General features: G+C 38.2%; 14 protein-coding genes. 11 read left to right on the forward strand and 3 right to left on the reverse strand.

The window, feature by feature from the left end:
- The first annotated feature begins 232 nt into the window (after positions 1 to 232).
- The 10 genes from ADICYQ_RS00375 to ADICYQ_RS00420 all read left to right on the forward strand — a co-directional run bounded on the left by ADICYQ_RS00375 (position 233) and on the right by ADICYQ_RS00420 (position 8595).
- Positions 233 to 2539, forward strand: coding sequence for a putative monovalent cation/H+ antiporter subunit A (locus ADICYQ_RS00375; RefSeq protein ID WP_040413646.1), 2307 nt, complete (start codon positions 233 to 235; stop codon positions 2537 to 2539).
- A gap of 2 nt (positions 2540 to 2541) precedes the next feature.
- Positions 2542 to 2952, forward strand: a complete 411-nt coding sequence (locus ADICYQ_RS00380) for a Na+/H+ antiporter subunit B (protein WP_020891427.1) — start codon at positions 2542 to 2544, stop codon at positions 2950 to 2952.
- A gap of 1 nt (position 2953) precedes the next feature.
- Positions 2954 to 3307: a Na+/H+ antiporter subunit C gene (locus ADICYQ_RS00385; protein WP_020891428.1), complete on the forward strand. Its 354-nt coding sequence runs from the start codon at positions 2954 to 2956 to the stop codon at positions 3305 to 3307.
- Positions 3304 to 4812: a proton-conducting transporter transmembrane domain-containing protein gene (locus tag ADICYQ_RS00390; RefSeq protein ID WP_020891429.1), complete on the forward strand. Its 1509-nt coding sequence runs from the start codon at positions 3304 to 3306 to the stop codon at positions 4810 to 4812. Before ADICYQ_RS00385 ends, ADICYQ_RS00390 begins: the two co-directional genes overlap by 4 nt.
- Before the next feature lie 12 nt (positions 4813 to 4824).
- Positions 4825 to 5304 (forward strand): Na+/H+ antiporter subunit E, encoded by a 480-nt coding sequence (locus ADICYQ_RS00395; protein WP_020891430.1) that lies wholly within the window; start codon positions 4825 to 4827, stop codon positions 5302 to 5304.
- Entirely contained in the window at positions 5301 to 5576 is a 276-nt protein-coding gene (locus tag ADICYQ_RS00400) for a cation:proton antiporter (protein WP_020891431.1), read from the forward strand. The genes ADICYQ_RS00395 and ADICYQ_RS00400 overlap by 4 nt, the downstream gene beginning before the upstream one ends.
- Positions 5569 to 5964 carry a monovalent cation/H(+) antiporter subunit G gene (gene mnhG, locus ADICYQ_RS00405; protein WP_040413647.1) on the forward strand — a complete coding sequence of 132 codons (396 nt, stop codon included), beginning with the start codon at positions 5569 to 5571 and terminating at the stop codon, positions 5962 to 5964. The genes ADICYQ_RS00400 and mnhG overlap by 8 nt, the downstream gene beginning before the upstream one ends.
- Complete coding sequence (locus ADICYQ_RS00410; protein WP_020891433.1) at positions 5942 to 7096, forward strand: lactonase family protein; 1155 nt, start codon at positions 5942 to 5944, stop codon at positions 7094 to 7096. The genes mnhG and ADICYQ_RS00410 overlap by 23 nt, the downstream gene beginning before the upstream one ends.
- Positions 7097 to 7167: 71 nt before the next feature.
- Positions 7168 to 8238, forward strand: coding sequence for an aspartate--ammonia ligase (asnA, locus tag ADICYQ_RS00415; RefSeq protein ID WP_235114200.1), 1071 nt, complete (start codon positions 7168 to 7170; stop codon positions 8236 to 8238).
- A 159-nt stretch (positions 8239 to 8397) separates the two neighbouring features.
- Positions 8398 to 8595: a cold-shock protein gene (locus ADICYQ_RS00420; RefSeq protein WP_014020889.1), complete on the forward strand. Its 198-nt coding sequence runs from the start codon at positions 8398 to 8400 to the stop codon at positions 8593 to 8595.
- Positions 8596 to 8759: 164 nt separating this feature from the next.
- Here ADICYQ_RS00420 and ADICYQ_RS00425 read toward each other — a convergent pair whose 3' ends face one another.
- Genes ADICYQ_RS00425 through ADICYQ_RS00435 form a run of 3 tightly spaced genes read right to left on the reverse strand, consistent with a single transcriptional unit; the run spans position 8760 to position 10359 of the window.
- On the reverse strand, positions 8760 to 9707 hold the full coding sequence (locus tag ADICYQ_RS00425) for a DUF4097 family beta strand repeat-containing protein (RefSeq protein WP_161625559.1): 948 nt from the start codon (positions 9705 to 9707) through the stop codon (positions 8760 to 8762).
- Positions 9700 to 10077: a TM2 domain-containing protein gene (locus ADICYQ_RS00430; RefSeq protein ID WP_020891437.1), complete on the reverse strand. Its 378-nt coding sequence runs from the start codon at positions 10075 to 10077 to the stop codon at positions 9700 to 9702. Before ADICYQ_RS00430 ends, ADICYQ_RS00425 begins: the two co-directional genes overlap by 8 nt.
- Positions 10078 to 10086: 9 nt before the next feature.
- Positions 10087 to 10359 (reverse strand): DUF2752 domain-containing protein, encoded by a 273-nt coding sequence (locus tag ADICYQ_RS00435; RefSeq protein WP_020891438.1) that lies wholly within the window; start codon positions 10357 to 10359, stop codon positions 10087 to 10089.
- 250 nt (positions 10360 to 10609) lie between these two features.
- Between ADICYQ_RS00435 and ADICYQ_RS00440 the strand changes: the two genes are divergently transcribed.
- Positions 10610 to 11539 carry a TolB-like translocation protein gene (locus ADICYQ_RS00440; RefSeq protein ID WP_235114202.1) on the forward strand — a complete coding sequence of 310 codons (930 nt, stop codon included), beginning with the start codon at positions 10610 to 10612 and terminating at the stop codon, positions 11537 to 11539.
- Positions 11540 to 11986: the final 447 nt, after the last annotated feature.

Below are 11986 nucleotides of genomic sequence, written 5' to 3' on the forward strand. Positions count from 1 at the left end.
TTAAATTTATTCTTTGCTATATCTCAAAAATGCACATTTTTTTGTTTCTATGCATCAAAACTCTGGTATAATTTCGCTACTAATTGCCTCACTTAATATATTTTGCTTACAATCAGTGGCTTATTAAAGTTTCCAACTAACCATTGATGTAAAGGACAATATAAGACCTGTCTAATCACATTATTTTTCGTATTTTAGGCTTTCGTTAAACAAACTCGTTAAATAATCGCTGATGTTGATTGCTGTAATTTCGGGATTTATTTTTGCTTTAGTAATCCCACTGATCATGGGCTGGCTGAAGCCTAAATCTACCATTTGGGCTGCTATTCTGCCACTTTCCATTTTTGGGTTTTTCCTTTCAAAACTGCCGTTAATATTAGCAGGAGAAACTTTAAAGATTAGTTACCAATGGGTTCCGTCCATAGGTGTAAACCTGGACCTTTACCTTGATGGGTTGTCCTACCTTTTTGTTTTACTGATCAGTGGAATTGGTACCCTGGTATTTATTTACACTTCAGCCTACCTTAAAGGACACCATTACCTGGACAGGTTCTATGGCTACCTTTCCATGTTTATGGCTTCCATGCTTGGATTGGTATTATCAGACAATATTTATACCCTTTTTATATTCTGGGAACTTACTAGTATCAGTTCTTTCTTTTTGATCGGCTTTAATAATGACAATCCTGATTCCAGAAAATCAGCCATAACAGCTTTGGCAGTGACAGGCATTGGCGGGTTGTTTTTGATGGCAGCAATGGTCGGTCTGGGTCAAATTACAGATGTCTATCAAATATCTGCTCTTGCACCTCTAGCGGAATCCATTCAATCCAACAGCCTATATGGTTGGGTATTGTTCTTCTTATTTATTGCCGCATTTACTAAATCTGCTCAATTCCCATTTCATTTCTGGTTGCCAGGAGCAATGAAAGCCCCTACGCCTGTGTCCACTTACCTGCATTCAGCAACGATGGTGAAAGCAGGGATCTATTTATTGGCCAGGTTTACACCAATTTTGGGAAACCATGAATGGTGGAACAGTACACTTATTATAGTTGGTGCCATTACCATGACTTATGCAGCTATTCACTCATTATTCAGGTTGGATCTTAAGGGAATATTGGCCTATTCCACCATTTCGGCGCTTGGTATATTGGTTTTTCTAATTGGTCTCGGCACAGAAGAGGCTTTGCTAGCTGCTTCCGTCTTTATTTTAGTTCACGCCTTATATAAGGCAACGCTATTTTTGGTCACAGGCATTATTGACCATGAAACTGGCACCAGAGATATTCGACAACTCGGGGGGTTAAACAAAGTCATGCTTCCTGTCGGAATTGCTGCCATGCTCGCAGCCATATCCAATGCAGGAATACCTCCCTCCTTCGGTTTCGTTGGTAAAGATTTAATTTACGATGCCACCCTTGGGATGGGTGATATCGCCTGGCTGCTCACCGGCCTGGCGATCTTCACCAATGTTGCCTTATTATTTGCAGGGTTTTTGGCAGGTATAAAACCATTTGTTGGCAAGCTGCCAGAGAAATTCGAGAAACTTCATCTTCCAAGCCCTGCCATGTACATCCCGCCTTTACTTCTAGGGGTATTGGGTATCGTCTTTGGGCTTGCTCCAGGACTAATCGAAGGAAGTATCATAAAACCTACCGTTCAGGCAATTACCGGAGCTACTCCTGATTTTCATTTGAAATTATGGCATGGCTTTAACCTGATCTTGTTATTAAGCGCCATTACCATTGGCTCAGGTACCACTTTGTATTTTCTTTTAAAGCCTTCCGAAGGATTGCTTGCGAAAGTGACCCGATTTGAAAAGATTTCTCCACAATCAATCATTACTAACCTAGCCAATGGCTTTGTTGGGTTTAGTAGAAATTGGACCAAGTTTTTCCAAAATGGTTATTTAAGGTTTTACCTGATCACCATTCTTTCCTTTTTATGCATCTTACTGGGGTATCGTTTCTTCACAGGTGTAGAGTTGTATATAGATACGGCAAAACTCACTGAAGTATCCTTTTATGAGGCAATCGTAATCATCATAATGGCTACAGCCATTTTCTTTACTGTCTTTTCTAAATCAAGGCTCACCGCAGTGGCTTCATTAGGTGTCGTTGGCTATTCCTTTTGCATGATATTCTTATTCTATTCTGCACCGGATCTGGCCATGACTCAGTTTTCGATAGACACCTTGACAGTGATCTTGTTTGTTTTGGTTTTATACAACCTCCCCAGGTACCTTGTTCTTCCCGACAACAATGACAAAATAAGGGATGGATTGTTGGCGCTTGTATTTGGTGCGCTCATCAGTGTATTGACATTAGAGGTGATGAACGAATCCGTTACCAAAGAGATCAGTGAGTATTATGCGAAGAACGCCTATATTCTTGGGAAAGGTAAAAATGTTGTCAATGTGATCCTAGTTGACTTTAGAGGCTTTGATACCATAGTGGAAATCACCGTATTGACTATTGCTGCCATTGGCGTATTTGGCCTTTTAAAACTCCATCTTAAAAGTACTGAAAAAGAATAATTATGAAAACCATCATATTCAAGACTGCCTCGGTATACTTGCTTCCTTTATTATTACTCTTTTCCATCTTTATATTATTGCGTGGGCATTATCTTCCAGGCGGTGGTTTTGTTGGAGGTCTGATGGCATCTATTGCTTTCGTGATCCATTCATTTGCCAATGGAATAGAGAAAACTAAAAACATCATGTCCATTCACCCTGGTTTCTTGATGCCAGTCGGGTTGCTCCTGGCCCTGGCCTCTGGTGCTTTGCCCCTGTTTTTTGGCGAATCATTTATGACCGGTCTCTGGATGGAAAATGCTGTTCCGGTAATCGGATCAGTTGGTACCGCCTTGTTCTTCGACACTGGTGTTTACCTTGTTGTTATTGGTGTCACCCTCACCATTATTTTCACCATATCAGAAGGTTTATAGTATGGAAATTTTATTGGTAATAATTATAGGACTCCTATATGCCGCCGGCATCTACATGATGCTTAGAAGAAGTTTGGTTAAGCTGATTATCGGCTTAATTTTACTGGGAAATGGAGCCAATTTATTGATCTTTTTATTAGGAAAAATAGTTAAAGGAAAGCCTCCTATTATCGGAGCTTCAGAAAAGATGCTGGGAGAAATATATGCCGATCCGGTACCTCAGGCACTTATCCTTACCGCCATAGTAATTAGTTTTGGACTACAGGCTTTTGCCATTATTTTAATCAAGCGTGCCTATAAAGTGGTTAAAACGGATGACCTGGACGAAATGAACGCAACCGACGAAGACTTATGAACAACCCCTACATTGTTTTACCGGTAATTTTACAGCTCTTCATCGCAATATTGCTGATGTTTTCTTGGAGCAGTAAGAATATTCAAAAGCTAATTTCTGTAACCGGATCTTTAATAGCTCTCGTAATAAGCTTGTTACTCCTTATAAAAGTGGACAATGAAGGCATTCAGATCATGCAAGCAGGCGGATGGGAAGCCCCCTTTGGGATTACTTTTGTAGCCGATACATTTAGTGCTCTTCTTGTATTGCTTACAGCTATTGCTGGTCTGGCTGTCAGCGTTTATTCTGTTGGCAGTGTAAGAAACGCTCGTATCAAATTCGGGTATTTCCCAATCTTTCACCTACTTATAATGGGATTAAGTGGTGCTTTCCTTACAGGGGATATATTCAATCTTTATGTTTGGTTTGAGATCATCATTATCTCCTCCTTTGTGCTGCTTACCCTCGGTGGTGAAAAGGCCCAAATAGAAGGTGCCATAAAATATGTCACCATGAACCTACTGGCCTCGGTCATTTTCCTTACAGCCATCGCTATACTGTATGGTTTGACGGGGAGTTTGAACATGGCCGATCTTTCTCTTCGGGTGGCAGAAATAGAAAACAGGGGTTTGGTCAATGTAACAGCAATTCTATTCCTTGTTGGGTTTGGAATTAAATCAGCAGTGTTCCCACTCTATTTTTGGTTACCTGCTTCCTACCATACCCCACCGCCAGCCATTTCAGCTATCTTTGGTGGCTTACTCACCAAGGTAGGTGTATATGCCATGCTTCGGGTATTTACCTTGATTTTCATCCCTGACACTTTCCTTTCCACAGTGATCATGGTCATTGCAATCTTCACCATCCTATCTGGAGGGATTGGGGCATTGATTCAAAATAATATTCGAAAAGTCTTTAGTTACCTCATCATTTGCCACATCGGTTTTATGCTCGCGGGATTGGGTGTATACAGCACCCTAGCCATTGCAGGTGCCATATTTTATCTGGTACATGACATCATTGTTAAGACCAACCTTTTTATGGTAAGTGGCTTAATTTTCAAATTCAAGGGTACCTATTCCATGCGTTTACTTGGAGGCTTTTATAAAGAGCATCCAAAGATGAGTCTGTTGATGGCTATTCCTCTCTTTTCATTGGTAGGTATACCTCCATTATCAGGTTTTTGGGGCAAACTCTTAATGATTCAGGGAGCCATCGATCAATCAAATATGTTAGTGGTGTTTTTCATAATCTTGGGAAGTTTCCTTACCTTATTCATTATAGCCCGCTTGTGGTCAGAGGTTTTCTGGAAGGATGGTCCTGAGTTGCCAGAGAAAAAACACATTAAATATTACAATGCTTTAAAACCTCTGAAAAGAAAAGCAATGGTAGGCTCTATCGTTTTCCTTTCTCTAATTTCTTTGGGTATAGGTTTTGGAGCAGAATGGGTAATGCGATTATCAATAAAAATTGCGGAGAACCTAATGGATCCTACCCTATATATTCAAGCAGTTTTGGGCAATTAATTCAATAGAAAAATGATAAAAACCAGGTTTCTTAGTAACCTATTGCTTTCCTTTATCTGGCTCGCAGTGACAGGTACTTTCTCTTTTGTTAATTTCGTATTTGGTTTTGCGTTAAGCTTTTTTCTGCTTTGGCTTATTTCCAGGGACGAGCAAAATAACCGTTACCTCTCCAGAGGGCCAAAGCTTGTAGCTTTTATCTTTTTCTTCTTGTATGAATTGGTTAAAGCCAACTTACAGGTTGCTTACGATGTGATTACACCCAGTTATTTTATGAAACCTGGAATCATAAAGATTCCTCTAGATGCCAAAACTGATGTGGAAATCACTTTATTGGCCAACCTCATAACGCTGACACCTGGCACACTTAGTCTTGATGTTTCTGATGACCGAAAAGTGCTTTACGTACATGCCATGTATGTAAAAGATAAAGAAGCCTTTATTGCTGATATAAAAAATGGATTTGAACGTAAACTTTTGGAGATATTGAGATGAGTGTATACGACTTCCTATACTATATAATACTTCCTGTTTTGGCCATTTCGACCTTACTAATATTTATTAGGTTTCTAATAGGCCCTACACTTTCAGACAGGGTGGTAGCCCTTGATCTATTGCTTACCACTGGTATTGGTATCATTACTATTTATAGTATTTATACTGATCAGCCGGCATTTCTGGATATCGCCATGATCATGGCTTTGATAGCCTTTTTAGGCACTGTCGCATTTTCTTATTATTTAGATAAAAGAGAGAAAAATGAATGATTACCTGATCATAATACTAAGTGCTCTAGGAGCAATATTCATATTACTAGCCGCAGTAGGCGTTATTCGAATGCCTGATCTTTATTTGCGAATTTCAGTAACCACCAAAGCCGCTACATTAGGCATTGGCTTGTTGTTAATTTCTGCTGCAATTTATTTCAATGAAATTGGGATTACTTCCAGAGTGTTGGCAATCATTACTTTCATTCTGTTAACAGCCCCAGTAGGTGCACACATGATAGGTAGGGCATCCTATTTTTCAGGCGTGAAATTATGGTCAAAATCAAAAGAGGATGACCTCAAAGGAAAATACCATCCCAAAACGCATGGGTTGGCCAGTGGCATGGACGAAATCAAAGAAAAAAATGAAAGTAAAAAATCTATTTAATAGCAGCTTATTAATGCTATGCATTGCTTGCGGAACAGCCAACACTGAGAAAGCAGAAATGAAAGTCAAAGAGAGCCCAGTTACCCATAAGTTCTTGCTAGGAACTTATACCAATTCTCCTGAACAAGGCATACACCTTATGGAATTTGATCCGGCAGCTGGAGAAATAAAAACCCTTTCTTCTGCTTCAGATCCTGACAATCCATCTTTTGTAATCGCAAATAAAGCGCAGGACCGTGTCTATGCAGTAGAAGAAACTGGTGGGGATGAAGGAGGAAAAGTAAGTGCTTTCAGTCTTATTGATGGAAAGCTAAAGATATTAAACACAGTGAAGGCTGAAGGTAAATCTCCTTGCTACATCACCTTAGATCCAAGTGAAGGTTTTGTCGTAGCTGCCCACTATTCATCAGGTGATTTTTCAATTATCCCAATTTCTGAAGATGGGCAACTTGAAACTGTTGCCCAGGTAATCGTACATAAAGGAAGCAGCCTGATTCCCAATAGGCAAAAACAACCGCATGTACACTCTGCTATATTCAACCCAAAAGATGGCAACTTATTCATAGCTGATCTAGGTACGGATGAAGTAGTCGTTTACGATTTTGATAGCAAAAAGGAAGAACCTTTAAACCCAGAACCAATATTCAGCTTAAAGGTCGCTCCAGGAGCTGGACCGAGGCACATGGTGTTCAATAATGCTGGAGACAGGCTTTATCTGATACATGAGATTTCTGCAGAAGTCGGTGTTTATGCCTACAATGATGGAGAATTGAAGCATATAGCTACACATAAATTGACAGAAGACAATTTCGAAGGAAATGTAGGTGCTGCTGAAGTAAGATTAAGCCCTGATGGGAAATTCTTGTATGCCTCTAACCGTGGAGATGCCAACGAGATAATAGTCTTTAAAATCATAGACAAAGGTGATTTGGTTCATGTACAAACAATTTCTTCCGGAGGAAAATCTCCAAGAAATTTCAATATTACCCTCGACGGAAAGTACTTATTAGCTGCAAATCAAGGTTCAAATTCAATCATTGTCTTCGAAAGAGACCTGACAACTGGTGAGATAAAACCTACTGATATACAAACAGAAATACACAAACCCGTTTACATCAACTTTCTGCCTTAATACCTGGGTAAGAACCATGATATTTTCTTGAATCAATTCTTTTCTTTAATATTGAGGCGATTTTGAGAAAAATGACAAATAGTGAACATAGTAAATATAAAAACATGCTGGCAACTAGTGAGCTGAAATACAATTGCTTATTAAACAGGAGAGAGACAGAAAAGGCAATAGACCTTATCAAAACAAAATTTCCTGCATTGATGTCTGAAAAGCTAAACCTTTTCAAAGTATCATGTCCACTAGTGATAATGGATGGTACAGGAATTAATGACGACTTGAGTGGTGCAGAACGCCCTGTAAGGTTTCCAATAAAAAACCAGTCGGATGCTCCTGCGGTAGTAGTTCAATCACTAGCCAAGTGGAAAAGATGGCAATTAGCTGAACTTGAAACGGAAAATGGAGAAGGTATTATAACTGACATGAGAGCCTTAAGGCCTGATGAAGATTATTCTCCTCAACATTCCCTTTATGTCGACCAGTGGGATTGGGAGCAGAAAATTAGTAATTCGGACAGGAGTTTGGAATACTTAAAAGAAGTTGTAGAAAGTATTTACGGCATCTTTCAAGAATTGGAAAAAAACATATCCTCTCTTTTTCCAGAGATAGCTCCTATTTTACCAGAGAAAATTAAATTCATCCAGGCAGAAGACCTTTTAAAGGAATTCCCGGACTTAACGCCAAAAGAAAGAGAATATCAGGCTTGCAAAGCCCACGGTGCGGTTTTCCTTATTGGTATAGGGGATGAATTAAGTAACGGTGAAAAACATGATGGTCGAGCACCTGACTATGATGACTGGAGTAGTTTCAATTCAGAGGGATATAAAGGACTAAACGGAGATATCTTAGTTTGGAATCCCCTACTTGAAAACTCATTCGAGCTTTCATCTATGGGAATAAGAGTAAATGCAGAAACTTTAGCCCACCAATTAAAAATTTCTGGTGAAGAACAAAGAAGCAGTTTATTCTTCCATAAAAAATTATTGAACGGAGAATTACCACAAAGTATTGGTGGTGGAATTGGTCAATCAAGAACTTGTATGTTTTTGCTAAGAAAAAAACATATTGGAGAAGTACAGTCCGGAATATGGCCAGAAAATGAAGTTCAAAAGTGCCTTAAAGAGGGCGTAGAATTGATGAAATAATAATCCTATAAAAGGGTTGAATCTTAATGTTTATGTCAAATGTATGGCCACAACATTTTATGCAATCTTTTAATTCCTGAAAATAAATTTATTCAAGAGTTTTATTTGCGAAAAGAATTCTTATCTTTACCCCAGTAAATACAATCAATTAATATTATTATGAACACAGGAAAAGTAAAATTTTTTAATGAATCCAAAGGATTCGGTTTTATTATCGATGACGAATCATCAAAAGAGTATTTTGTGCATGTCTCTGGACTTATCGACGAAATCAGAGAAGACGATGACGTATCCTTCGACCTTAAAGAAGGAAGAAAAGGTCTGAATGCAGTGAATGTGAAGGTAGTTAACGCATAACATAACATTGACATCAGTAGTGAAAAGCAACCTTAAAGGTTGCTTTTTTTTTGTCTATACTTTTTTAAAAGATGGTTTGGTACGTTATCTAAACTATTTTAAAATACCTAAAAGTCATTAGTCCCTACTACACAGGACAAAACATACCAAACCACGATTACTAATTATTCACTGATTACCATCTTTCCAGATTGTATTCGTCCCTTAATTGTGACATCAGCATCATTGTTCACATACATATCATCACTGCTGGACTGATCACCAATGTTAAGCCTTCCACTACCAACCTTAAAGTCGAAATTGAAATTTTTCAGGGAAGAAGTGGTGTTCACAGTCATATAACCTGAAGAAGCTGACAAATTCGTTTCTGCCCCTATCCCACATTTTGAAGCCTCTAACATCCCTGAAGAAAGGCTTATCTCACCTAATCGACTAACCCTATTAAGGTCTGCTTTACCAGAACTCATACTACCTGAAAGAAGTCCATCAATATTAGACAAAACAACCATCCCACTAGATCCTTTAAATTTAACATCCCCCTTCATACCTTCCAGGGTCCCCATGCCTGAAGACACTTCCATGTTCAAACCTCCTTCAATGTTTTTCAACTCAAGCTTACCTGATGATATTTTTACCTTTAAATCCGGGGATTTTAAATTTCTTCCTACAATCTTACCTGAGCTTCCATTCAATACAATGTCATCATTAGTAACATTGATTACTTCCAAGGTTCCAGATGAATTGTTAATATTTACGGCCATGTCCACTGGTCCAGTGAGGCTTATATAACCTTCCACATTAATAGCTGAAAAAAAAGAACCATTACTACCTGATTCAAAATTAACATTCAACTCATCCCCCACTCTTCTTACAATTACACCTTCCATCTCAGTATCACTGGCTTCTACAAAAGCTTCTATATTTACAGCTTTTCTATCCTCACCTCCAATATAACTGATTTCAAGTGAGCCTCCATTTACATTCACTTTAGTAATTCCATCATAGGAATTTTCCATATCTGTAATGGTTTCCATAGGCAATGGATTACAACCAAATGGCAGCCCTGAAAAACCCACCAATACAAACAGAAACAATATTGGATACCTATTCATCTTTTTTAGTTTTAAAGTCATTGCTCAAAGCTAACAAGGTTAAGGTTTCTTGCGCCATTTTAATATTGTATTCATAAGTGAGGCTTTTATAATTGACCAAGTCCACTATGGTACCCACAAAACATAAACCCACGGTAAATAAGTATAGGATTCCAAGACCAATTTGACCCAAAATAAACCGATGTAAACCAGCAAACCCGAAGAACCCAATTAGTGTCAGGATTAAAATCATTTGACTATCCTTTCTTCTGGCCCTGTAAACCTGAGCAAATAAACCTGCCTGCTCTTCATTCATGTCCTTCAATATCCCTTGAATATAACCCAATTCCATACCTTCCAATTCTGGTAGGTGTCTCAATACATTTGCCATAATTTCTTTTTATTTTGGTTTGAACAATTCAATAATTCTAAACGATATAACCCCTACTGCAAACCATCCCAATGGATGATAATTCCAGGAATTTATGAAATCACCATGCATAAAATAATGCATGGAACGACCTATCCCACAGCCAGGACACCAGGTAAACCCAAGATTATCCAATGGGCATAGACTAAAAGTATGAACTGAAGCACCTCCAAAAGCGTATAAGCTAATCAGTGCAAGCAGCCATACAATCAATTCCAGATTTCCTGATTGGTTAACTTTCATACCAATGAATATACGAATAGAGTGCCAGTTATAAAATAGGGTATTTAAGCTTGTAGAAGCCATATATTAAAGGAGATGTGTTCGCATAGAGTACAAATATTGTTCATTAACGAACACTGATCGACACTAAGGGAAATGAAATTGTGATCCTGGGTCCTCCCAATAAAAGGACTAATTGAATTCTGTCAAATTTGGTAATGAATTCCGGTAGCATTTTGTACATTAGAAAATTAATCGAATTATCAAAAACATGTTTATATTGAAAATGTTCAGCAGCACAATTAAACCTTACAATCTACTTTTAGCAACTATTTTTTTCTTTACTTTAACCTATGCTCATGCTCAGAAGTCATCAGACTTATTTTTAATCCAGGCAAAAAAAGGCCTGTTTGGATTTACTATTTTTTCGGAAACAGCTAAGAAAATCACTTCAGGAAAGTATTACGACAACCAGCCTACTTTTATAAATAAAAGCCAATTGGCATTCACCTCACAAGATGAATCAGGAAATTTTGACATTATAATGTATAACCTGAGCAATGACAAATTCACTAATATGACCAGAACTTCGGATATAAGTGAATTCTCTCCTGACATTACAAGTTGCGGGCAATACATCTCAACCGTAACCGTGGAGAAAGACAGTAGCCAGCGCTTATGGTTGTACCCAATAAACTTCGGAGAGCCCGAATTGCTATACGATGACATTAAACCAGTGGGTTATTATGGTTGGCATGGAGAAACAGCAGCCTTATTTCTATTGGGAACACCGAATCGATTGGTTTATCCCTATAGCAGAGAAGATATATTTGAAGTGGCGCAAAACCCAGGACGTTGTATCAAGCGTCGCCCAGGCACAGACGAAATCGTTTACCTGGATAAAGGCTCAAATATTGTCTCAGATGGCAAAGAGGTATTTGAATTAAAAGCATTCGATATAAAAAACAGACAATCAGCAACTATAGGCACTGCACTAGGGAATGCTGAAGATTTCTTTTGGTTGGACAAGAACAATCTAATAATGGCAAGGGATAATTCCATCTACCTTAAAAACATTAGCAAAGGTACAGATTGGGAAGAAATAGCAACCCTGAATATTCCCGGTTACAAAAACATTAGCCGTATTACCTTAAGTCCCGACAATAAGAACCTGGTCATAGCAATGGAACCGTCAAAATGAATGGGGATTTTGATCTCCAACAAAATAGAAGTTAAAAGAGGAGACCTTCACCAATAAGGTCACTTTAATACGCATTAAAAAGAACCTTTCAGTAGGCCTTTTCAATTAAATGTAATGCTGGAAGTGATTAGCATTATCATAAATCGAAATACATCCATCTTATATTTAATAAAAAAAAGCACTAGGTGTAGATTGCATCTACACCTAGTGCTTTTTTATAAATGTATTTTTTCTGTTGCATACACTTTAATTATAATCCTTGATTCGATTAAGTCTGGATTTCACCTGTATATAGAGCCATATACAGATCAATAATTTGCTGAGTAATTACCTTATAAAGAATATTTCAAAACGTTAAACCCTACTTTAGAGCAGCGTTCTTAAAAAAGTTAGGGGTATTAAGCAGGTTTATTTACAAAAAAGGGCAAAAAAAAGACCCGCAGAGTG

It is taken from the genome of Cyclobacterium qasimii M12-11B, assembly GCF_000427295.1.
GTDB classification, from domain to species: domain Bacteria; phylum Bacteroidota; class Bacteroidia; order Cytophagales; family Cyclobacteriaceae; genus Cyclobacterium; species Cyclobacterium qasimii.

Excerpts from the sequence above, each read along its gene's own strand:
- mnhG (WP_040413647.1), top strand. The coding sequence starts at position 5,569 with ATGAATGATTACCTGATCATAATACTAAGTGCTCTAGGAGCAATATTC.
- ADICYQ_RS00380 (WP_020891427.1), top strand. The coding sequence starts at position 2,542 with ATGAAAACCATCATATTCAAGACTGCCTCGGTATACTTGCTTCCTTTA.
- ADICYQ_RS00375 (WP_040413646.1), top strand. The coding sequence starts at position 233 with ATGTTGATTGCTGTAATTTCGGGATTTATTTTTGCTTTAGTAATCCCA.
- ADICYQ_RS00435 (WP_020891438.1), bottom strand. The coding sequence starts at position 10,359 with ATGAAAGTTAACCAATCAGGAAATCTGGAATTGATTGTATGGCTGCTT.
- ADICYQ_RS00425 (WP_161625559.1), bottom strand. The coding sequence starts at position 9,707 with ATGAATAGGTATCCAATATTGTTTCTGTTTGTATTGGTGGGTTTTTCA.
- ADICYQ_RS00400 (WP_020891431.1), top strand. The coding sequence starts at position 5,301 with ATGAGTGTATACGACTTCCTATACTATATAATACTTCCTGTTTTGGCC.
- ADICYQ_RS00430 (WP_020891437.1), bottom strand. The coding sequence starts at position 10,077 with ATGGCAAATGTATTGAGACACCTACCAGAATTGGAAGGTATGGAATTG.
- ADICYQ_RS00390 (WP_020891429.1), top strand. The coding sequence starts at position 3,304 with ATGAACAACCCCTACATTGTTTTACCGGTAATTTTACAGCTCTTCATC.
- ADICYQ_RS00420 (WP_014020889.1), top strand. The coding sequence starts at position 8,398 with ATGAACACAGGAAAAGTAAAATTTTTTAATGAATCCAAAGGATTCGGT.
- ADICYQ_RS00395 (WP_020891430.1), top strand. The coding sequence starts at position 4,825 with ATGATAAAAACCAGGTTTCTTAGTAACCTATTGCTTTCCTTTATCTGG.
- ADICYQ_RS00410 (WP_020891433.1), top strand. The coding sequence starts at position 5,942 with ATGAAAGTAAAAAATCTATTTAATAGCAGCTTATTAATGCTATGCATT.
- asnA (WP_235114200.1), top strand. The coding sequence starts at position 7,168 with ATGACAAATAGTGAACATAGTAAATATAAAAACATGCTGGCAACTAGT.
- ADICYQ_RS00440 (WP_235114202.1), top strand. The coding sequence starts at position 10,610 with ATGTTTATATTGAAAATGTTCAGCAGCACAATTAAACCTTACAATCTA.
- ADICYQ_RS00385 (WP_020891428.1), top strand. The coding sequence starts at position 2,954 with ATGGAAATTTTATTGGTAATAATTATAGGACTCCTATATGCCGCCGGC.